Source organism: Propioniciclava sp. (assembly GCF_036744435.1).
GTDB lineage: Bacteria > Actinomycetota > Actinomycetes > Propionibacteriales > Propionibacteriaceae > Propioniciclava.
Map to the genome: position 1 here is coordinate 1 of NZ_DAIOIA010000046.1, position 20933 is coordinate 20933.

The 20933-nt window shown below is 70.3% G+C and carries 23 protein-coding genes; 4 read left to right on the forward strand and 19 right to left on the reverse strand.

What is annotated here, in order from left to right:
* Window positions 1-377: 377 nt before the first annotated feature.
* Window positions 378-1451 carry a redox-regulated ATPase YchF gene (gene ychF / locus V7E09_RS07720; RefSeq protein WP_324509678.1) on the reverse strand — a complete coding sequence of 358 codons (1074 nt, stop codon included), beginning with the start codon at window positions 1449-1451 and terminating at the stop codon, window positions 378-380.
* Between the two features lie 88 nt (window positions 1452-1539).
* Here ychF and V7E09_RS07725 point away from each other — a divergent pair, with 88 nt between their 5' ends.
* Window positions 1540-2016: an OsmC family protein gene (locus V7E09_RS07725; RefSeq protein WP_324509679.1), complete on the forward strand. Its 477-nt coding sequence runs from the start codon at window positions 1540-1542 to the stop codon at window positions 2014-2016.
* A gap of 138 nt (window positions 2017-2154) precedes the next feature.
* Here the strand turns inward: V7E09_RS07725 and V7E09_RS07730 are convergent, their stop codons facing one another.
* On the reverse strand, window positions 2155-3429 hold the full coding sequence (locus tag V7E09_RS07730) for a M18 family aminopeptidase (protein ID WP_324509680.1): 1275 nt from the start codon (window positions 3427-3429) through the stop codon (window positions 2155-2157).
* A gap of 100 nt (window positions 3430-3529) precedes the next feature.
* Here V7E09_RS07730 and V7E09_RS07735 point away from each other — a divergent pair, with 100 nt between their 5' ends.
* From V7E09_RS07735 to V7E09_RS07745, 3 genes are read left to right on the forward strand one after another with little or no spacing between them, the layout of a single operon-like run.
* A complete protein-coding gene (locus V7E09_RS07735) occupies window positions 3530-5239 on the forward strand; it encodes a DNA recombination protein RmuC (RefSeq protein WP_324523225.1) in 1710 nt (569 codons plus the stop codon).
* Entirely contained in the window at window positions 5236-6513 is a 1278-nt protein-coding gene (gene ilvA / locus V7E09_RS07740; RefSeq protein ID WP_324509682.1) for a threonine ammonia-lyase IlvA, read from the forward strand. Before V7E09_RS07735 ends, ilvA begins: the two co-directional genes overlap by 4 nt.
* Window positions 6513-7130 (forward strand): hypothetical protein, encoded by a 618-nt coding sequence (locus tag V7E09_RS07745; RefSeq protein ID WP_324509683.1) that lies wholly within the window; start codon window positions 6513-6515, stop codon window positions 7128-7130. The genes ilvA and V7E09_RS07745 overlap by 1 nt, the downstream gene beginning before the upstream one ends.
* Window positions 7131-7202: 72 nt before the next feature.
* On the opposite strand, the gene V7E09_RS07750 is transcribed toward V7E09_RS07745, so the two are convergent.
* The 17 genes from V7E09_RS07750 to V7E09_RS07830 form a co-directional block, all read right to left on the reverse strand.
* Complete coding sequence (locus V7E09_RS07750) at window positions 7203-7847, reverse strand: NAD(P)H-binding protein (protein ID WP_324509684.1); 645 nt, start codon at window positions 7845-7847, stop codon at window positions 7203-7205.
* 110 nt (window positions 7848-7957) lie between these two features.
* Window positions 7958-9328 (reverse strand): hypothetical protein, encoded by a 1371-nt coding sequence (locus V7E09_RS07755; RefSeq protein WP_324523226.1) that lies wholly within the window; start codon window positions 9326-9328, stop codon window positions 7958-7960.
* Between the two features lie 64 nt (window positions 9329-9392).
* Complete coding sequence (locus V7E09_RS07760) at window positions 9393-10127, reverse strand: class I SAM-dependent methyltransferase (protein ID WP_324509686.1); 735 nt, start codon at window positions 10125-10127, stop codon at window positions 9393-9395.
* An 83-nt stretch (window positions 10128-10210) separates the two neighbouring features.
* Window positions 10211-11200, reverse strand: a complete 990-nt coding sequence (locus V7E09_RS07765) for a malate dehydrogenase (protein WP_324509744.1) — start codon at window positions 11198-11200, stop codon at window positions 10211-10213.
* Entirely contained in the window at window positions 11197-12600 is a 1404-nt protein-coding gene (locus V7E09_RS07770) for an aldehyde dehydrogenase family protein (RefSeq protein ID WP_324509687.1), read from the reverse strand. The genes V7E09_RS07765 and V7E09_RS07770 overlap by 4 nt, the downstream gene beginning before the upstream one ends.
* A complete protein-coding gene (locus V7E09_RS07775) occupies window positions 12600-13658 on the reverse strand; it encodes a cob(I)yrinic acid a,c-diamide adenosyltransferase (RefSeq protein ID WP_324509688.1) in 1059 nt (352 codons plus the stop codon). Before V7E09_RS07775 ends, V7E09_RS07770 begins: the two co-directional genes overlap by 1 nt.
* A gap of 4 nt (window positions 13659-13662) precedes the next feature.
* Window positions 13663-13929: a EutN/CcmL family microcompartment protein gene (locus V7E09_RS07780; protein WP_324509689.1), complete on the reverse strand. Its 267-nt coding sequence runs from the start codon at window positions 13927-13929 to the stop codon at window positions 13663-13665.
* Window positions 13930-13932: 3 nt separating this feature from the next.
* Window positions 13933-14652 carry a flavoprotein gene (locus tag V7E09_RS07785; RefSeq protein ID WP_324509690.1) on the reverse strand — a complete coding sequence of 240 codons (720 nt, stop codon included), beginning with the start codon at window positions 14650-14652 and terminating at the stop codon, window positions 13933-13935.
* Window positions 14649-15461 (reverse strand): ethanolamine utilization protein EutJ, encoded by an 813-nt coding sequence (gene eutJ / locus V7E09_RS07790; protein ID WP_324509691.1) that lies wholly within the window; start codon window positions 15459-15461, stop codon window positions 14649-14651. The genes V7E09_RS07785 and eutJ overlap by 4 nt, the downstream gene beginning before the upstream one ends.
* Window positions 15462-15467: 6 nt before the next feature.
* Entirely contained in the window at window positions 15468-16103 is a 636-nt protein-coding gene (gene pduL, locus V7E09_RS07795) for a phosphate propanoyltransferase (RefSeq protein ID WP_324523227.1), read from the reverse strand.
* A 2-nt stretch (window positions 16104-16105) separates the two neighbouring features.
* Window positions 16106-16378 carry a BMC domain-containing protein gene (locus tag V7E09_RS07800; protein WP_324509693.1) on the reverse strand — a complete coding sequence of 91 codons (273 nt, stop codon included), beginning with the start codon at window positions 16376-16378 and terminating at the stop codon, window positions 16106-16108.
* A gap of 3 nt (window positions 16379-16381) precedes the next feature.
* On the reverse strand, window positions 16382-16855 hold the full coding sequence (locus V7E09_RS07805) for a BMC domain-containing protein (RefSeq protein ID WP_324509694.1): 474 nt from the start codon (window positions 16853-16855) through the stop codon (window positions 16382-16384).
* Window positions 16856-16867: 12 nt separating this feature from the next.
* On the reverse strand, window positions 16868-17230 hold the full coding sequence (locus V7E09_RS07810; protein ID WP_324509695.1) for a glycerol dehydratase reactivase beta/small subunit family protein: 363 nt from the start codon (window positions 17228-17230) through the stop codon (window positions 16868-16870).
* Window positions 17227-19041: a diol dehydratase reactivase subunit alpha gene (locus V7E09_RS07815; protein ID WP_324509696.1), complete on the reverse strand. Its 1815-nt coding sequence runs from the start codon at window positions 19039-19041 to the stop codon at window positions 17227-17229. The genes V7E09_RS07810 and V7E09_RS07815 overlap by 4 nt, the downstream gene beginning before the upstream one ends.
* A 42-nt stretch (window positions 19042-19083) precedes the next feature.
* Complete coding sequence (locus tag V7E09_RS07820) at window positions 19084-19611, reverse strand: diol dehydratase small subunit (protein ID WP_324509697.1); 528 nt, start codon at window positions 19609-19611, stop codon at window positions 19084-19086.
* A gap of 11 nt (window positions 19612-19622) precedes the next feature.
* Entirely contained in the window at window positions 19623-20306 is a 684-nt protein-coding gene (locus V7E09_RS07825) for a propanediol/glycerol family dehydratase medium subunit (RefSeq protein WP_324509698.1), read from the reverse strand.
* Between the two features lie 10 nt (window positions 20307-20316).
* Window positions 20317-20933, reverse strand: a 617-nt coding sequence (locus V7E09_RS07830; RefSeq protein WP_324523228.1) for a propanediol/glycerol family dehydratase large subunit, incomplete at its 5' end; no start/stop codon positions are given.

Genomic DNA, 20933 nt, shown 5'->3' on the forward strand with positions numbered 1-20933 from the left:
GACCGTCCCGCCCTTCTCCATGCAGTAGGCGCGGGCGGCGGACAGGAACCCCGCCTGGCTCGGTTCGGTGGTGGCATTGCCTCCCGTCGCGGTGCACCCGGTGGCGGCCAGGAGGGCGACGGTGGCGGCGGCGCAGCACAGGCGTGTGGTCCAAGGCGTCATTCACCATGCTTAGCATCTCCGATGACGCGGCCCCCACGGCGCGCCAGGCGGAGGCGGCGCTCGGTCCGGTCGTGTCGGGCCCGGCAGACCCACCTGACCGCCCCTGGTGCGCGTTGCGTCCCTGGTCGAAGTGCCCCGCCGCACGTACGACCAGCCGGTACACCGACGAGCCCGGTGAGCGGGTATCCGAGGTTGCTCGCGTGCGGAGGCTATCGCTAGACGTTAAACCTGAACTCCACCACGTCGCCGTCGGCCATCACGTAGTCCTTGCCTTCCAGGCGCATCTTGCCTGCGGCCTTCACGGCGGCTTCGGAGCCGTGCTCGACGAGATCGTCGAAGGAGACGATCTGGGCTTTGATGAAGCCCTTCTGGAAGTCGGTGTGGATCACTCCGGCGGCCTCGGGGGCGGTGGCGCCTTGGGGGATCGTCCAGGCGCGGGCCTCCTTGGGGCCGCCGGTGAGGTAGCTCTGCAGGCCGAGGGTGTCGTACCCGGCGCGGGCGAGCTTGTCGAGGCCGGGTTCGGTGACGCCCATCTCGGCGAGGAACTCGCGGGCTTCGTCTTCCTCCATCTCCACCAGTTCGGATTCGAACTTGGCGTCGAGGAACACGGCGTCCGCGGGCGCCACGAGGGCGCTCATCCGCTCCTGCAGGGCCGTGTTGGCGAGTTCGTCCTGGTCGCAGTTGAACACGTAGATGAACGGCTTGGCGGTCAGGAGGAACAGGTCGCGCAACTCGGTGATGTCCATGCCGGACGCGAAGATGGTGGTGCCCGCGTTGAGCACCTCCTGGGCGGCCTGCATGGCCTCCAGCTTCGGGCGTGTCTCCTTCTTGATCCGCGCTTCCTTCTCCACCCGGGGCAGCGCCTTCTCCAGGGTCTGGAGGTCGGCGAGGATCAGCTCGGTGGTGACGGTCTCGATGTCGTTGCCGGGGTTCACCGACCCGTCGACGTGGGTGACGTCGGCGTCCTCGAACACGCGGGTGACCTGGCAGATCGCGTCGGCCTCACGGATGTTGGCCAGGAACGCGTTGCCCATCCCCTCGCCTTGGGAGGCGCCCTTCACGATGCCCGCGATGTCGACGAAGCTGACCGTGGCCGGAATGATCTTCTCCGAGCCGTACACCTCGGCGAGCTTGTTCAGCCGCGGGTCCGGCACCCCCACCACCCCGACGTTCGGCTCGATCGTCGCGAACGGGTAGTTCGCCGCGAGCACGTTGTTGCGCGTCAGCGCATTGAACAGGGTGGACTTGCCCGCATTGGGGAGCCCGACGATTCCGATGGTGAGTGCCACGATCCACCATCCTATGGGAACCACGAGGCCCGACGCCGGACGCGTGGCCTGCCTTGACCGGGCCGGTCGCGCTCCGCAGACTCGGGGCATGAGCGAGCACGAGTACCGGGTCGACCTCACCTGGACGGGTAACCGCGGCACCGGCACCAGCGGCTACCGCGACTACGACCGGGCCGTGACCCTGAGCGGCACAGCCAAACCCGACCTGCTCGCCTCCGCCGACCCGCACTTTCGCGGCGACGGCACCCGCTGGAACCCCGAAGAGCTCCTCCTCGCGGCGCTCGCCGAGTGCCACCTGCTCAGCTACCTGCACGCCGCGGTGAGTACGGGTGTCATCGTCGTGGACTACAGCGACGAAGCCTCCGCCGCCATGACGACCCAGGGCAACAGCGGACGCATCACCTCGGCGACGCTGCGGCCGCGCGTCACCGTCGCCGACCCCGCCATGGTGGACGCCGCCCGCGCCGCCCACGCGCTCGCCCACCAGTGGTGCTTCATCGCCAACTCGGTCGCCTTCGAGGTCCACCTCGAACCGGAGACGCTCGTCGCGCGCCCAACGCTCTAGTCGGCGTACTCCACACGGGAGCGCGAGCACGACGAGACGCTGGGATTAGCTCCCCGACTGGCACCGCGACAGCGAATCTCCCGAACGAGGAGACATGCCCCGATCAGCGCTCGCGGGCAGAGACGCCAGGCTCGGGACTCAGGCTCCCGCGTAGTACGCGCTCAGCGCCGCAGCCAACCACCCCGGATCCTGGACGCCCGCCAGTTCGCGGGTCGAGTGCATGCTGAGCAGCGGGATGCCCACATCGCACATCACCAGGCCCAGCCGCTCGGCGGTCATGGGGCCGATGGTCGAGCCGCACGGGACGGCATTGTTGCTGACGAAGTCCTGCACCGGCACGTCGGCGACCGCGCACGCGCGGCGCCACAGGGCGTTGCCCGCCGCGTCGGTGGTGTAGCGGAGGTTCGCGTTGTGCTTCAGCAGCGGCCCCGCGTTCAGCAGCGGTCGGTGCTCCGGGTCGTGCAACTGCGGATAGTTCGGGTGAACGGCGTGGCCCGCGTCGGCGGAGATGCACGAACTGCGTGCCAACAGGCGATGCCAGGCGTCCCCCTCGACGCCGAGCGCCCCAGCGATCCGGCGCAGCGCCTGCTCCAGCAGCGGCCCGGCCGCGCCCGAGCGTGATCCCGAGCCGACCTCCTCGTGGTCGAAGGCGGCCAGAACGGTGATGTCGTCGCCTTCGTCTGCGGCCAGCAGCGCGGCCAGACCAGCGTGCACCGAGGAGAGGTTGTCCAGGCGGGAGGACGCGAAGAAGTCCCCCGTCGGACCGAACACGGCCGGCGCCTCGGTGACGTGGCAGTACAGGTCGTGGGCGACCACGTCGGCCGGATCCAGGCCCGCCTGGTCGGCGATCAGCTCCAGCAGATCCAACTCCGGACGACCCACCGAGAACACCGGCTTGAGGTGTTGTTGCCGATCCAGGTGCAGTGACTCGTTGACCGAACGGTCCAGGTGCGGCGCGACCTGCGGCACCCGCAACCACGCGGGAGTGGAGACGAGCACCTGGCGCCCCTCGCGCGTGACGACGCGCCCGGCGACCCCCAGTTCGCGATCCAGCCACTGGTTGAGCAGCGGCCCGCCGTAGATCTCGACGGCCGCCTGCTGCCACCCCGATCCGGACGCGGTGGGCTGCGGCTTGAGCTTCAGCGCGGGCGAGTCGGTGTGGGCGCCGACGATCCGGAACCCGGCACGGGCAGGATCCAGCGTCGCGGGGAGATGCCAGGCGACGATCGCGCCGTCGCGAATCAGGTAGCCGCCGCGTGGCTCGTCCACGAAGGCGTCCCCCTCACGCTGCTCGGTGAAACCCGCCTCCGCGAGGCGGCGGCCCACCTCCGCGGCGGCGTGGAAGGAACTGGGCGAGGCGGTGATGAAGGCTGCCAGGTCGTCGATGTGTGCGCGAGCGTCCATGGCCACCATCCTGCCGCACCCCACCGACGTTTCCGGCGCGGATGCGCAACCCGCGGCCCCGCGGCGAGCGTCACCGGAACTGTCACAGCCGGCTGACACGATCATGCGTATGGACAACGTCGGCTTCCTCCTCCTCGCCCTCCTGATCGGTGTCGTGCTCGGCGCATCCGGGGCGTGGTTGGCGCTGCGCCGCACCCCCGGCTCCGACACGCAGGCAGCCACCGAGAGGCTGCGGGCGGCCGAGCAGTCGGCCCGGGCCGACGCCGAGCGCGCCCGCGCCGACATCGCCTCCTCCGAGGTGCGGGTGGGCCAGGCCCAGGCCCGGATGCAGGAGGCCCGCGCCCAGGCCGAGGGCGCCCACCGGGCCGTCGCCGAGGCACGCGCAGAAGCGTCTGCCGCGCACGCCGAGGCCGCCGAGCACCAGGCCAAGGCCGCCGGCTGGGAGGCCAAGGTGATCGCCGCGCAGGCGGCGCGCGATGTCGCGGTGGCCCGGGCCGCGGAGATCGCCGCCGATCGCGACGCGCTCGTGAAGGAGTTCAAGCTGTTGTCCGGGCAGGCCCTCGACGACCAGGGCCGCAAGGCCGACGCGAACGCCGAGCAGCGGCTCAAGGCCACCGAGCAGCTCATGGCCCCCATCAAGGAGAGCCTGGCGGCGTTCAACACGCGACTGGGTGAGGTCGAGAAGGCCCGCGTACAGATGTCCACGGAGCTGGCCGGGCAGGTCCGCGCCGTCCAGTTCACCGGCGAGCAGCTCCGCCGGGAGACCAACGCGCTCGCGACCGCACTGCGCAAGCCTCACGTGCGCGGCGCCTGGGGTGAACTCCAGCTCAAGCGGGTCGCCGAACTGGCGGGCATGCTCGAATACTGCGACTTCGTCCAGCAGGAGACCTCGGCCACCAGTGAGGACCGGGTGATCCGTCCCGATCTCAAGGTGACCCTCAGCGAGGGCAAGTTCATCTACGTCGACTCCAAGGTGCCACTGTCGGCGTTCCTGGACGCTCAAGAGACCGACGACGAGCGCGACAAGGAGCGGCTGCTGGGCCTGTTCGCCAAGAACGTGAAGACCCACGTCGATCAGTTGTCGGCCAAGAACTACTGGAAGGCCGACCCGGGCACGCCCGAGTTCGTCGTGCTGTTCGTGCCGAACGAGGCCCTCGGCTTCGAGGCGTTGCGCCTGATCCCCGACCTGCATGAGTACGCGAATGCGCGCGACATCATCGTCGCCACCCCCACGACCCTCATCGCCTTGCTGCGCGCCGTGGCGTACGGCTGGAAGCAGGCCAAGCTCGCAGCCTCGGCGGCCGAGGTGTCCCAGCTGGGGCGCGAACTGTACGACCGGCTGGGCCGCCTGGGGCACAACGTGGACAGGCTCGGCCGGGCGCTCGGCAGCGCGGTGAAGGCCTACAACGCCTCGGTGGGCTCCCTGGAGAACCGGGTCATGGTGACGGCGCGCCGCTTCCGGGATCTCGACGTCACCTCGGCGGAACTGGCGCCGCTGACCGCCGTCGAAGAGCCGCTGCGCCAGATCGCCGCCCCCGAACTGGTCGAGGACGCCACCGCGGTACCGTCGGCTCTGGGGCGTCCCCGTAGGGGCGAACTGGACGCGTCCGACGCCCCCGTCTCCCACGTCTGGGAGAACCCAGCGCCGACGTCGCGGCCCGACAAGCTCGGTACCACGGCCGACCATCCCGGGCGGCCAGAGGCGGGGAGCGACCTCCCAGAAGCCGACGCCCTCCGCCGGGGAGCGCCCGCCCTCCACGATCTCATCGACGACACAGGTGAGTCCCCCGAGCGCGGGCGCGGCACAATGGCCGGGTGAGTCACCTTCCGACTGGGAGCCGCCGCGAGCCGCTGCCCGTCACCGTTGCCGACGTTGACGCCGCGAGCCGCCGCCTGGCCGGGGTCATTTCCGAGTCCCCGCTGCAGTACAACGAGCGCCTCTCCGACGCCACCGGGGCGCAGGTCTGGCTCAAGCGCGAAGACCTGCAGCCCGTGCGGTCCTACAAGATCCGCGGCGCCTACAACCTCATCGCCCAGCTCTCCGATGCGGAGCGGGCCGCCGGCGTCATCGCCGCCTCCGCCGGCAACCACGGCCAGGGTGTCGCCATGGCATGCGCGGCCCTCGGGATCAAGGGGCGGATCTTCGTCCCCTCCACCACCCCTCGCCAGAAACGCGACCGCATGCGCCACTTCGGCAAGGAGTTCATCGAACTGGTCGTCGTCGGGGACGCCTACGACGAGGCCTCCGCGGCCGCCCAGCAAGCTGCCACCGCGTCCGGTGCGGTCATCGTCCCCGCCTTCGACGACGCCCGCACCATCGCCGGGCAGGGCACCGTCGCCAAGGAGACCGTCGAGCAACTGGGCCGCGAACCCGACCGGATCATCCTTCCGGTCGGCGGGGGCGGCCTGCTCGCCGGAAGCTTGGTCTGGTTGGCCGAACGATCGCCCAAGACATCGGTGACGGCGGCCGAACCGACCGGCGCAGCCTGCCTGGCTGCGGCGCTGGACGCCGGGCACCCCACCACCCTCGGCATGATCGACACGTTCGTGGATGGCGCCGCCGTCCGCCGGGCCGGGGACTTGACGTTTGCGGTCGCCGCCCAGCATTCCCCCCGCCTGCTGTCGGTCCCCGAGGGCGCGATCTGCACCGAGATGCTCGCGCTGTACCAGTCCGACGGGATCATCGCCGAGCCCGCCGGGGCGCTCGCGACCGCCTCGCTGCGACTCGACCCGCCGCGCCCCGGCGAGGTCGTCGTGGCCGTGATCTCCGGCGGCAACAACGACGTCTCCCGGTACGCGGAGATCGTGGAGCGATCGCTGGTCTACGAAGGCCACAAGCACTACTTCCTGGTGAGCTTCCCCCAAGAGCCGGGCGCCCTGCGCCGGTTCCTGGACGAGGTGCTCGGCCCCGACGACGACATCACCCACTTCGAGTACGTCAAGCGCAGCAACCGCGAGATCGGCCCAGCGCTGGTGGGCATCGAACTGGGCGACCCCAGCACCCTTCCCGGGCTGCTCGAGCGCATCGACCACAGCCCTATCAAGGCCGAGCGGGTGGACCCGTCCAGCCCGTTCTACCGGTTCATGCTCTGATGCAGTTCTACGCCCGGCCGTCGTGGCGGCTCACCCGCCAAGTGATCGCCGACGTCTTCGTCCTGGCGTGGGGCATCGGCTGGTGGTTCGTCGGGCGGTTCACCGACGGGGTGATCCGGGCCGTCGCCGAGCCGTCGCGGCAGGCGGGACGCCTCGCGGAGGACCTACGCGCGCAGACCGCGGACGTCGCCAACCAGGCCGCAGGCATCCCGCTCGTGGGCGACGACCTCCGGCAGCCGTTCGACGGCATGGCCGCGACCCTGAACGATCTCGCAGGCTCGGCCTCCGCTCAGGTGGCGGCCATCGAGCAGACGGCCACCGTGGCGGGTGTTCTGGCCTTCGCGATCCCCGTGGCGCTCATGATCGTGATCTGGCTCCCGCGACGACTCGCGTTCGCGCGGCGGATCGCCGAGGTGAGCGCGCTGGCCGACACGGTCGACGGCACCGACCTGCTCGCCCTGCGGGCCCTCACCAGTCAGCCTTTGGACGCCTTGCACAGCGTCGCTCTCGACCCGGTCGCCGCCTGGCGGACGGGCGACCCGGACGCCCTGACGGCCCTCGCCGAACTGGAGCTGGCCCGCGCCGGCGTGCGGCGCCGTCCTCTCCCACCGAACTGACCGGCCCGGCGGGCCGCCCTCGGTGGCGCGCCGATTCAGGCCAGGGCGGGCCGCCCACCGTGGTACGCCGGTTCAGGCCTGGGCCAGCGCCTCGCGGATCGCGATGTCGCCGGTGTTGAACGCGATGGTCTTGCCGATCGTGCTGGGGTCGGCGAGGACACCGGCCACCACAGCAGCCACGTCGGCGCGGCTGACCGACCCTGCCGCGGGAGCGTCGGCGTCGATGTGGCCCGTCGCCGGTTCCAGCGTCAGCGCGCTGGGGGCGACGATGGTCCACGCCAGGTCACTGGCGCGCAGGTAGGCGTCCGCGGCGGCCTTCGCCTCCGCGTAGGGGAAGAACGGGCTGCCTGCAGGCACCTCATGGTCAAGACTCGAACCGAAGTAGGAGACCATGACATACCGGTGCACCCCCGCCGCACGGGCCGCGTCGATGGATCGGATCGCGGCATCCTTGTCGACCGCGTAGGTCCGCATCGGATCGCCGCCGCCGGCCCCGGCAGACCACACCAGGGCGTCGTGGCCCGCCGCCAGTGAGGCAAGGTCCTCGGTGCTGGCCTGCTCGACGTCACCGACCACCGGGAAGGCCCCGGCGGCGCGGACGGCGTCGGCCTGGTCGGAGAACCGGATGACGGAATCCACATGATCGCCACGCTCAGCCAGCAGCGGAGCCAACAACAACGCCACCTTGCCGTGGCCACCGATGAGAAGGATGTCCATCCCCCGAATGTAGCGCCGCCGAGGCGCGCCCACCGGGGCTGTCCGCATTCACCCGTGCGCGGACTTGCCACAGTCCCGATGAGTGCGGGGGCGTCACCGTCTGGGCGCGCTCACGTCACCTTCTCGCCGCCCAGCACGCGACGGGCGACGTCGGATTGAGTCGCGCTGCACGTCCCGCCGTACCCGGAGATCCAGCCGCCCGCGGTGTTCCAGGACTCGCCGTGGCGCAGCACGCCCATCTGGTCGGCGATGCAGTCGGTGAAGTGCTCCCCCGGCTTGTCGACGCCGCCCCAGTACTTCTCGGTGGTGGCGGCCAAGCCTCCGCTGAGTTCGCCCGTCTCGGGATCGGGAGGATAGACCCGGTACTGGACGACGTGCGCGCATTCGTGGGAGTTGATGGACCGCACCAGGGCGAACTCGGGATCGGGAAGGTCCCGGCGTCCGAAGTTGATGACGATGTCGGAGGTTGCGGTCTTGACCCCGTTCGCGGTGGTGAACACGGCACTGTGGGCGGCGTTGTACTGCCCGGCCCGCTCACTCGACGCGCTCACGTCGTAGCGCACGTCGGGGCAGAAGGCCGCCACCTGGCTCTGCAGCACCTCGGCGTATTCCTGATCGGTGTAGGAGTCCAGGGTTGCCCCGATCGTGGTCTGATCGACCTGGGCGACATCGCTGAGGTCGACCCAGCCGCTGACGCCGCGGTAGTCGACGCGGACGCGTGACCCTTCCACGACCGCGTCTCGGGCGCCCAGCACGTACTGGCGGGGGATCACGACCTCCTGAGGACCCGAATCGGAGTCGGCGTAGAAGCGCGTGGGTCCCGACGTCTTGTACCAGGCGGCGGCCTCACGGGTGACGTTCGCGATCTCGTCGTCGCCGACCACCGTCAAGGCTGCACGAGTCGGGACGAGCGCCGCGGCGGGGGTGGTCGGGGTCGACGTCGCGGTGGGTGTGGGCGGGGTCGACGCAGTGGGGCCGGAGGACGTGGGGGCGGCAGGAGCGCTAGGACGCGGCGCGGAGCGCTGGAGCGGGACCGACTGCGTCGGCTGGGTCGGACCGGTGGGGGCGACCGGAGCCGACGTGGCAGGGCCGGGATTCTCGGCGGTGGCCCGCGGCTGCGTGGTGGGCGCCGAGGTGGTGCCGACTGGCTCGTCGGCCTCCTCAGCGGTGACGGAGGGCGGGCGGGCGGCAGGCGATCCGGCCGACCCGGTGGCCGGAGACGAGGGCGCACCCGCGTCCGGGGTGGGCGTGTCCGCGCTCTCCGCCGCGGGATCAGGGCTCGACTCGACGACCGGCGAGACCGTGGGCGTCGGCTGGGTCAGCGTGGGGACGGGGGCCGGGGTGGCCCGATCGATGACCGCGGTCCGGGGTGTTCCCGGGGTGCAACCGGTCAGGGCGAGCGCCGCGCACGCGAGGAGGGCGGCGGTGAGGGTGCGTCCACGCATGCGCGAGGAACCGGGCACAAGGGGGTGGCTGTGCATTGGTCGAGGCTAACACGCCGCGCTCGCGCGGGTCGGACGCGCCGCTCGCTCGCCCCGGCTGTGTCTAGCCGGCCAGGGAGTAGCGCCAGGCGTGGGTGACGTACCGCTCGGTGAGCGGCGCATCACCGTGCTCGACGAGCAGCGCCCGCCAGCGCCGCAGCCGCTCGGCGCGCACGTCGGGGGTGGCGATCAGGAAGGGCGAATGGGTGGTGTAGAGGGCGAGGAAGTCCTCAGCGGGCACGACACGGCTCCAGGTGACGGTGCGCTCCTGCCGGGCGCCGAACGGCGGATGCGGCACCTCGTCGGCGGTATCGGCCAACTCGATCCCTCGCGCGCCCGGTTGCACCCGGTCGAACTCCTCCTGCCAGGCGTCGGCGGAGACGCGTTGATTCCACACCATCGCCAGCCGACCTCCCGGGCGCAGCACCCGGGCCGCCTCGTGGGAGGCGGCGAGCGGGTCGAGCCAGTGCCACGCCTGCGCGACGACCACGGCGTCCGCGGACGCGGCGGCCAGCCCAGAACGCTCCGCGGGGGCGACGACGCAGGCGACGTCGGGGTGGCGGCCCGCCAACTCGGCCAGCATGCTGGCGGATGGATCGATCGCCGTCACGCGCACCCCGCGCGCCACCAAGGAGTCGGTGAGGCGGCCGGTGCCCGCACCCCATTCGTGGACGTCGTGTGCCCCAGCCGGCAGCATCCAGTCGATGATCTCGTCCGGGTAAGGGGGCCGCAGCCGGTGGTAGTCGGCACCGGTGCGCAGGAACGCGTCCGCCCGCCGACCCTGCTCGTCGCTCCCCATGGCCCCAGGCTAGCCCGGGTCCCGGGCCGCGAGCCGCTCCGGCGTCGTCCACCGGTTCCGCACCGGCGCACGCCCGGCCACGCTCAGGGAAGGAAGCCGAGCGCCGCCACCGCGTCGGCCTCGCGCCGCAACTCTTCGAGTGACACATCCAGTTTGGCGCGCGAGAACGCGTTGAGCGTCAGCCCCGGCACGATCGCCCAGTCGCCGTCGGCGCACGTGACCGGGAACGACGACACCAGCCCGGCCGGCACCCCGTAGGAGCCGTCGCTGACCACGGCCATCGATGTCCACTCCCCCGCCGGGGTGCCATAGAGCCAGTCGCGGGCGTGTTCCAGGGTGGCGTTCGCGGCGGACGCGGCGCTGGAGGAGCCCCGGGCCGCGATGATGGCTGCTCCCCGCTCGGCGACGTCCGGGATGAAGGTGAAGTTCAGCCAGGCGTCGTCTCCGAGCCAGGACGCCGCGGGCGCCCCGTTGATGGTGGCGTGGAACAGGTCCGGGTACTGGGTGGCCGAGTGATTGCCCCAGATCGTGACGTTGCGGACGCGGTCCACGCCCAGGCGGGAGCGGCGGGCGACCATCGCGGTGGCCCGGTTGTGGTCCAGCCGGGTCAGCGCGGAGAACCGTTGCGGCGGGATGCCGGGCGCGTTGCGGTAGGCGATCAGCGCGTTCGTGTTGGCGGGGTTCCCCGTCACCAGCACGCGCACGTCGTCGGCTGCCACCTCACTGAGCGCACGGCCTTGGCTGGCGAAGATCGCGCCGTTGGCCGCCAGCAGGTCGGAGCGTTGCATGCCCGCCTTGCGCGGCATCGCCCCCACCAGCAGAGCCAGGTTGGCACGCTCAAAGACGGCGTGCGGATCGGACCCGATCTCGACTCCGGCCAGCCGCGGGAAGGCGCAGTCGTCGAGTTCCATCACGACGCCCTCCAGCGCCTGCAGCGCGCCGGGCACCTCCAGCAGCCGCAGTTCGACGGGGCGATCCCCGGCGAGGCCGCCTGCGGCGATCCGGAACAGCAGCGAGTAGCCGATCTGCCCGGCCGCCCCCGTGACGGCGATGCGCAGCGGACGCATGGTCAGCGGACGTTCAGGTCGTCGACCATGACGCAACGGCGAGTCCGGGCGAAGTTGCGGGTCCGGGTGAGCCCCTCCCCCGTCGGTCCCGCGATGGTGAAGGTGGCATACCCCTCGCCGCCGATGCCGATACCGTTGAACGACGGCCCGTTCTTCACGAAGATCGTGGTCTGGATCTCGCGTCCCATCTTGGTGAGCATCTTCACGTCGCGGGAATGCATGATCGCGGTGTGCCGGTTGCCGTGCTCCAGCTCGACGGCCAGGTCGATCGCCGTGTCCACGTCGGCGACACGGACCACGCCCAGGATCGGCATCATCAGCTCGTGCACCACGAACGGGTGGTCGGCGGGCAGTTCGGCGATGATGAGGCGAACCCCGACCGGAGCCTCGACACCGATCTCCTTCAAGAAGGTGGCGGCGGGCTTGCCGACCCAGGAGGTCCGCGGGCCGGTCCCCTTGTCGTTGAGGACGAACTGTTCCAGCTTGCGCACCTCCTCGGGGCTCGCCTCGTAGGCACCCGCCTTGATCATGTTGAACTTGAGCAGGTCGACGATCGAGTCGACGGCCAGGCACTCCTTCTCGGCGGTGCACGGCAGGTTGTTGTCGAAGCTCGCCCCGTCGACGATGCACTTGGCGGCGTGCTCGATGTCGGCTGTGGCGTCCACCACGACGGGCGGGTTGCCCGCGCCCGCGCCGATGGCCTTCTTCCCCGAGCTCAGCACCGTCTTGACGATGCCGGGGCCGCCGGTGGCGACCAGCATCCGCACCGCCGGGTGCGAGATCATCGCGTTGGTGGCCTCGATGGAGGGTTCGGACACCGTCACGACCAGGTTCTCGGGCGCCCCCGCCTCGCGGAGGGCCCGGTTGATCTGGCGCACCTGCCACAGCGACAGGTTCTTGGCGCGCGGGTGGGGGCTGAACACGACCGCGTTACCGGCGGCGAGCATCCCGATCGTGTTGCAGATGATGGTCTCGGTCGGGTTGGTGGTGGGGGTGATGGCGCCGATGACGCCGTATGCCGAGTACTCGACGGTCGTGAGCCCGCCGTCCCCCGACCAGGCGGTGGTCTCCAGGTCCTCGACGCCGGGCGTGCTCTGGGCGGCGATCTTGTTCTTGAGGTACTTGTGGGCGACGTCACCCATGCCGGTCTCGATGACGGCCTGGGCGGCCATGTAGTCCAGGTTCTCCGGCGCCGACATGACCTCGCGGACAGCCGCGATGAAGCGGCGCCGTTCGGCCAACGAGCAACGGCGGTACGCCTTCGCGGCGGCGTCTGCGGCGGCGATGGCCGCCTCCATGTCGTCGAACACGCCGTCCCCGCCGGACGCCTCGGGGGCGTCCTCGGCCGGGATCTGGGCCAGCACCTTCCGGATCACCGCTTCGATCTGAGCAGCATCGATCGTCATCAGAGTTCTCCCATCACGGTTGTCATCGCATAGTGCAAGATGTCGCAGTCTTCGTCGACGGTGCCGCCGGAGACCCCCAGGCCGCCGAGCAGGGTGCCGCGGGCGAAGACCGGTTCGCCCCCGCCGAACAGCACCACCCGGCCCTGGTTGCCGTCGGCCAGCCCCGGCAAGGTGTCGGCGGCCGCCCGGCCGAGCGCGGCCGTCGACTGCCGGAAGGCGTTCGCGCTCCACGCCTTGTTCATGGCGATGTCGATGCTTGCCAGCAACGAGTCGGCCATGCGGTGGAGCAGGATCGGGTTGCCTGCCGGGTCGACGGCGGCGAACACGATGGGCACGCGCAGTTCGGACGCCTTCGCCTCGGCGGCCTCGGCCAGGCGCTTGCACAGCTCCAGGCTGAGCGTCTCCGGCGCCGGCCGCATCGCAGCCCACCGGCCCGGCGTGGTCTGGGTGGGAGCGGGTGCGCTCGCCGTGGTCGAGGCGCCGGGGCTCCCGGTGACCTTCGCGACGGCGGCGCGCACGACCTCCTCGATCCTGGCGGCCTCGAACCAGGTTTCCGTCAGCCGGGCCAGCGCGTACACGGCGTCGGAGAGCCGATTCAGGTAGGTGATGAGCTCGGGGCGTACCGCCTCGGTCTCGGCCAGTGTCAGGACGCGCCGCTCGGCGCGGCGCACCACGGTACGGGCCAGGTGGAAGGGAGCGGACACGGCGTCGCGTCCGGGCACGACGAACGCGCGTTGCGGGCCGGTGACGGCCAGGCAGTCGTCGATGAGGTGTTCGAGGACGTCGATGTCGGCCGACGAGATCGTGCCGTCGAGGATCTGCGCGCCTGCCGTGTCGGAGGCAAGCTCGGCGCCCAGGACGAACAGTCGTTGCTGAACGCCGTGGATCCGGTCGCGCCAGGGGCCCGGTTCGAGCCCCGCCTTGGCCTGCCCCAGTGCGGCGTTGGCCTCGTCCACCGTGCCATAGGCCTCGACGCGCAGGCTCTGCTTGGCGACACGGGAGCCACCGAAGAGGCCGGTGGATCCCGTGTCGCCGGTGCGGGTGTAGACGGCGGGCATGTGCTTAGCCGATCTCCACGGTGTCGACGATGCCGACGATCGTGGAGTCGATGGGGGCGTCGCTGCGATCCGCCGCGAACCGGGCGGAGGATCCCTTGGTCACGATGACGGTCTCACCGCTCCCCGCGCCCACGGTGTCGACGCACACCTCGGGAAGTCCCTCTTCGACGGCGTCCACGGACAGCCGGCGGGTCAGCAGCAACTTGAAGCCGACGAGGCGGGCGTCCTTACTGGTCGACACCACCGTGCCGATCACCTTGGCCAGATACATGCGTCACACCCTCTCTAGCGTGATTCCGGAGGCGGCGGCCGCCTCCTGGGCAAGGTCGGTGACGAGCGCGTCGTGCCGGATGCGCAGCCGTGCGCCCGGCTCAACGGTCTCGACGACCGACGCGGAGATGACTTTCAGGTCGCAGTCCGGCCCGCCCTCGGTGGCACCGTCCCCGAGCACGCGGCGCACCGCGGAGTCGAGGGTGGCGGCGCTGGTGAGCGTCACCCCGAACGAGGCGAAACGGCTCAGGTTCTCGCGCAGCAGAGCGGCGTAGCCGTCCGGCATGGCGGGGAACCAGCCCCGCTTGTCGGCCGAGTCGGGGCAGGCGGCGTTGGTCACCGCGACGACCGGCTTGCCCGCCATGACGAACTCGGCGATCACGTTGGACGCCAGGCAGTCGCCGATGCCGTGTGCCACCTTCGCGACCATGTTGACCGTGAGTGTCGGCAGGATCAGCAGGTCGTGCGAGGTGACCAGCGACTCGGTCACCGGCGTCATCCCGACCGCGCCGATGGCCTGCTGATCCAGGATTCGCGTCGCGCTGGGGGTCTGCGTCCAGTCGAGGTGAAGGTCGTCACCGATGCGCGCGAGGGACGCCAGCGCCTCGTCGAAACCCAGCAGGGCACCGGTGAACAGCACCAACGCGTTGCGGGGCGTCGGCGTGGACCCGATGAGCTCAGCGACGAGGCGGGTGATGAGGTCGCGCAGGTGGGTTTCGTTCATGACGTCCTCCGCATGGCGGTCCCGAGCGGAGTCGGGAACAGCGGGTCGGGTGAGGCGGTGACCGGGGCTCCGATCACCGCGCTGAAGACCTGGGCGGTGCCGGGGAGGGAACTCGCGCCTCCCACCAGGTGGATGGGCAGGTCAGCCTGGCCTTCCAGCGCCCGGGCGGCGATCGTCGCCATCTTCTCGAGGGTGGGCCGGACCACCCCGAAGACCAGGTCGGCGTTCGCGGGGTCGCGCTTGAACAGTTCAGCATCCTCGTACCCCATCCCGAGGGCTCCGGCGATCACCAAGGTCATGTGGTGTCCCCCGGTGGCTTCGTCGATCGAGGCCTGCACCACGCCGTCGCGCAGGATCGACACGCCCGTGGTGCCGTGTCCGACATCGATGACGGCACCGGTCTGCACGCCGAGCGCCGTGGCCGCGGCGACGGGCTCGTCGACGACTTCGAGAACCTCCAGCCCGGACGCCTCCACGACGTTGTTGAAGACCTTCGACGTGCCCGCGTCGATGCCGGGCGGCACGGCGACGGCGGCCGAGTCGAAGCGGACGCCGAGCCGGGCCTCGACGACCTCCTTCAGTCCTCGGACCGCCTTCACCGCGCCCAGCCAGTCCACGACGACACCGTCACGCACCACCGTCGAGTGCACGCTGGCACCCGCGATGGGCGCGTCGGTTCCGTCCACCGCCGCGAGCACGATGTTGCCCGTGCCCAGGTCGACACCGAGGCGCACGGGGCCCTGCGGCGCGACCGAGTCGCCGGTCGACACAAGCTGTGCGAACCGGTGCAGCGGTGTGGTGTGGGACATGTCGGCTCAGTTCTCGCAGATCGTGACGTAGTCGCCGGTCGCGGCGCCGATGGCGTTTCCTTCGTCGGTGTCGAGGTGCAACTCCAACAGGTAGGACTCCTTGACGCGGACCAGGAAGTTGTCCAGCCGACCCCCGCGCTCGCCCCCGAACAGGACACTGACGCGGTCCTGGTCGTGGACCCCGAGTGCCGCAGCATCGCTGGGGCCCATGTGGATGTGGCGTCCCGCGACGATCACCGCATGGTCGAGCGAGACGCGGCCGGCCGGCCCCTCGATCTCGATGGGGGCGGCCGTCTCCAGGTGCCCAGACTGCGCCATGGGGGCTTTGATGCCCAACGCGAAGCAGTCCGTGCGGCTGAGCTCGACCTGCGAGGCAGAGCGGTTGGGTCCCATGACCCGCACGCGGGCCATGGTTCCCTTCGGTCCGTGCAGCGTCACGCTTTCCTCGGCCGCGAACTCCCCGTGCTGGCGGACGTACTTCTTGACCTGGGGGGCGGGGTAGCCGAACAGGGTCAGGAAGTCGGCGTCGCACAGGTGCACGTGCCGGTTCGAGATGCCGACGACGACCTGCCGCGGATCGGCCTCGGCGATCCTCTCCAGAACCTTGTCGACGATGGAGGCAATCAACTGCGAATCGGACATGCTCAGGCCTTGGGCAGAATCTTCTCGACGTCGCCGTGGGGACGCGGGATGACGTGCTGGGAGACGAGCTCGCCCACCCGGGACGCGGCCGCGGCCCCGGCGTCGACGGCGGCCTTCACGGCCCCGACGTCGCCGCGCACCAGCACGGTGACGAAGCCGGCGCCGATCTTCTCGGTGCCGACCAGCGAGACGTTGGCGGACTTGGTCATGGCGTCGGCGGCCTCGACGGCCCCCACGAATCCCTTGGTCTCAATGAGACCCAGCGCTTGACTCATCGGTCATTTCCTTCCAGGAGTTGACTTGGCATCGGATGCCGTCGCCGTGGCGGAAGCCTCGGCGGTGTCCCGTGCGGGGGTTCGGTTCCCGGCGGGAGTCTTGGGTGCCGCCTTGGCGGCGGGTGCGGTTCCGGGCTTGGCGGCGGGCTCCGCGTCGTCGGCGGGCTCCGCGCCCGGGGAGGGCTCCGGCGTGTAGCCCTTCGTGGCGGCCGAGTACACCAGGGGTTCGACCTGGCCGTTCGGACGCGGGATGACGATCGTGCTGACGACCCGGGTGATCCGCGCGGCGGCCTGGGCGGCCGCGTCGACGGCCGCGGTCACGGCGCCGACCTGTCCCAGGACCTTGATCGTCACGAGGCCGCCGCCCTTGGCGAGCTCATAGCCGACCAGGGAGACGTTCGCGGTCTTGCAGGCCACGTCGGCGGCTTCGATGCCTGCGACGAGGCCGACCACTTCGACCATGCCTAGTGCTTCCATCAGTGCTTCCTTTCAGTCACCGAACTCGGGGGTTGACGCGTCGAAGGGCCGCAACGGCAGCCGTTTGACGACGCGGGCGGCGTTTCCGCCGGCGATGCGACCGTCCGCATCGGCGAGGAACCTGGCGATGTAGGGCCGGTCCTCGGGGAGCTTCTCCGTCGTGATCACCACGTAGTCGAGAGCCACCCCGACGCCGATGCCGAGCGCGGACTCGATCGCGGCCTCGTGGGCGAGCGTGAGGGGGTTCAGTTGCTCGTGCCGGGTCACCTCGACGGGCACGCCCTCCTCTTCGATCCCCAGGAGGAGGGGAAGCAGGTCTTCCCGCGTCACGTCGTGGTGGACGCGGACGCAGATGCTCGGCGGCGTGGGCTTCATGACCGGCCCTCCGCCCAGCTCAGCGCGAGTCCGGTCGCCACTGCGTTGCGGGCGCCTTCGGTGCCGCGGATGTTCGCCCGCCCGGCGACCACCCGGTACTCGGCCAGAGCGCTGGTGACCAGCTGCGGAATCTCGAAGTCGAGCGCTGAGCCGCCGACCAGCACGACGAAATCGATGTCACGGACGTTGTCGTTGGGCGACACCTTCCGTAGCGCGCGCAGGGCGTTGGTCACGAACACGCGTTCTTTGGCCCGGATCCGGATCTGCCGGATCGCCTCGACGGGCAGGTCGAGACCGAGCGGGATCATGCCTTCGGGCTTGAGGACGACGACCCGGGCGTACACCGTGGGCGGGAGCGGCGTGTCGAAGAACTGGACGGTGCCGTCCTCGTGGCGGATGTTGAACACCGTCTCCACCTTGGCCAACGGATACCGCTTGATGTCCTCGGCCGTCTCGAAGGAGTCCAGGCCCAGTTCGGACTGGATCATCAGCGTCACCATGTTCCCGGCCCCCGCGAGGTGGATCGACACCCCCGAGCCGTCCACCCGCATGACCGACGCGTCGGTCGACCCGGCGCCCATGTCGAGGATCGCGAGCGGGGCCGCGGTTCCGGGGGTGGTGAGTGCGCCGCGGATCGCCATGTCGGCCTCGATGCCGCCGACCTCGACGGGGACGTCGATCTGGCGCGAGAGCCGCTCCGCCAGCCGCGTCATCTGCAGGCGGTCGGTCTTGACCATGACGGCGACCCCGACGGCCGCCTCCATGGAGAACTCGTTGGCGATGCCGCCCGCGACCTGACGGGGCACCTGGGTGTCGACGGCGAGCAGGTCGGTGATGCGGATGTCGCGGGGGTGCTGGTCGGTGAGCTGGGCCATGGTGACCCGGACCTTCTCCATCATGCCGCCGACGTTGGTGCCGGGTTCCCCGGTCACGTCCGTCACGGTGCGCACGGACGTGACCGCGTCCATGATCTCGCCGGCCCCGCGCTCGACGTCGACCACCGCGTCGCGGGGATCGCCGTGCACGGTGAGCCGCCCCGCGGGGATCCTGCGTTCCTGGACGTCGCCCTTGGGCGTCTTGATGACGACGGCCGAGCGGTTGCCCACGAGAGAACGGGCCAGCGGGACGACCTGTTTGGTGTCCTCGTGGTCCAGGCCGAACAGGGTCGCGATGCCGAACGGGTTGGAGAGGGTCTCCACGATCCGGCCGACCTCCGCCACCTCGATGGCGGCCAGCATGCCGAGCGGCACCTTCTCGATGAGGCGCACTTCGTCGACGATGGGAACCTTGCGCTCGAGACGGTTGTGCACGAGCGTGCCGTCGTCGGCCTGAAGGATGGCCCCGGTGATGTCGAGATGGCTCGCGGCGTTGAGCAGCGACGCCACCACGTCGTAGGGGTGGGAGCGGTCGGCGACCACGATCCAGGGACGCCCGGATGCGGCGCCGCCCAGATCATCGATCCCGATGGTGGTGCCGACGCCGATCCCGAGTCCGCCGGGGGTAGAGGGGTTGTGCCCGATCATCGTCGACTCGGTGATGATCGTCTCGGTGATGGTCTCCATCGCGACGTCGCCGATGACGGGGGCGGCCTCGTTGACCCGCACCATGTCGAGGTCGTGGAGCGCCAGCCCAGCCCGGCCGAGGGCCTCCTGCAAGGCCTGGAAGACGCCTTGCAGGTTGGCCTCGGTCCCCTTGATCCCCGTGGTGGGGATCGTCGAGCTGGCCAGGAACGCGATGCCCGCGCCGGTGACCCGGGCGAGCGCGACCTCAGTGGTCGCGTTCCCGATGTCGACGCCGGCGACAAGGCTCATCGTTGATCGTTCCTTCGGTCGTGGGTGGGGAGTGGGCGACGGTCAGTCGACGCGCAGTCGGCCGCGGGCTTCGTACACGTCGGCGGCTTCCCGGACGAAACCGGCCGACACGGTGGCGCCGTAGGTGCCCTCGAGTTCGGCGGCGATGTCGTACAGCTCGGGTTTGGTCGAGCGGTAGGGACGCAGCGCGTTGTAGATGGCGAGCAGCCGCTCGTCGGGCACGTTGACCAGTTCGGCGGCGCGCCGCATGTTGCGGGCCAGGGGGCCGCGACCGGAGTCGTCGGCGACCTGAGCCTGCAGCTCCAGCGTCTCCGAGGAGATCTTGAAGTCGGCGGCCGAGATGGCGCCCGACTTCATCTTCTCGAAGGTGAGGTCGTTGAGCTTGACGCCGCTATCAGTGACGACGAGGTCGGGGGACTTCTCGGCGAGCGGGTAGTCGGCGACGCCGATCCGGGCGGTGCCGGTCGACGAGGCCGGGGCGGCCTTCTTCTCGAAGGTGACCTGATCGTTGCCGCCGAGGTTCTTCATGACCTCGGCCATGATCTGGCGAATGAGTTGCTCTTGATCCATGACGATCTTCCTTATCCGAAGCTGATCTGAAGGCCCTGAGCCTTCTTGGTCAGGTCGACGAGCCGGGTTTCCTTGTTGTGCAGCAGGGCCGCGATGGCCTGGTACTTCGGCCGGGCCATCTGGTCGTTGCGGATCGGCACGGGCGTCGGGTTCTCACCCTTGGCGTACTTGGCCGCGTTCTTGCCGATCGCGCGGAACGTCGCCTCGTCGATCAGCGGCGACTGCGAGAACAGCTCGATGTTGCTCAGCGGGGGGAGATCCTTTTGGTGGATGACCGTGGTGCCGCGCGACTGGATGCCGATGCCGATGCCAGAACCCGACAGCTTCGCCGCCTCGTGGGCGACGAAGCCGACGTCAGCGGTCTTGTACATCCGGACGAAGCGGTACTTCAGGCCCTCCTCCTCGATGCCAGCGCAGATCTCCTTGAGCACCGTGGCATGCGGGATGCCGATGATGGTCTCGTGGATGCTGGAGGAGAAGGCCGGGGACAGCGCGATCACGACCTCCTTGGGATCGGTGCCGCGCGCGGCGTCGCCGGTCTCGGTGAGGGTCAGGTGACCGGCCGTGGTCGGCGTCATGGTGGTGACGCCGCCGCCGACGGGCTGGGCCGCCGCCGAGGACGGGGCCGCGGCCGGCTGGGCTGCCAGCTCGCGGACGACCTCTTCGACGAGGCGCTTGATGGTTGCTTGATCCATGGTGCTCACCTCAGATGCTTTCCGGGCTGACGGCCTGACGGATCGTCTTGAGGATCTCCCACTTTTCGGGAGTGATCTGGTAGCCGGTCTGCGGGCCCGTGTAGTCGTTCGGGTTGTTGACGGCCGAGTTGACGTTGAAGTCGCGGTCGAAGATGGCGGCGGTGTGCAGGTAGTCACCTGCGGCCCGGCGCTTGAGGAGGTTGAACACCGCCTCGGACACGTTGTCGAACCCGGCCTTGGACAGGGCCTTGGCGACGTCGAGGCCGGTGACCTCGCGCTTCATCATCTCCTCGGCTGCCTTCAGGTCCTCCACGACGTTGCGAGCCGGCATGTCCTTGGAGCCGTGTGCGTACGTCGCAGCCTCCACCTCGACGTCGCTGATCTCGGGAAGACCGAGCTCCTTGAACGTCGCCTGGATGGCGCGGGCTGCCTTGCGGCGGACCGCCACGACGTCCTCCTCGACGGCCGGCACGAGGCCACCGTCGACGCGCAGGTCGCGCTGCAGGATGACCCAGTCGTCGTAGTCCTCGGCGTCCCAGTTCGAACCGGCGAACATGTTGTCGTAGTTCGGCGTGGACGAGTAGCCCGAGCAGATGAAGTCGGTGCCGGGCACGAACTGCATCAGGG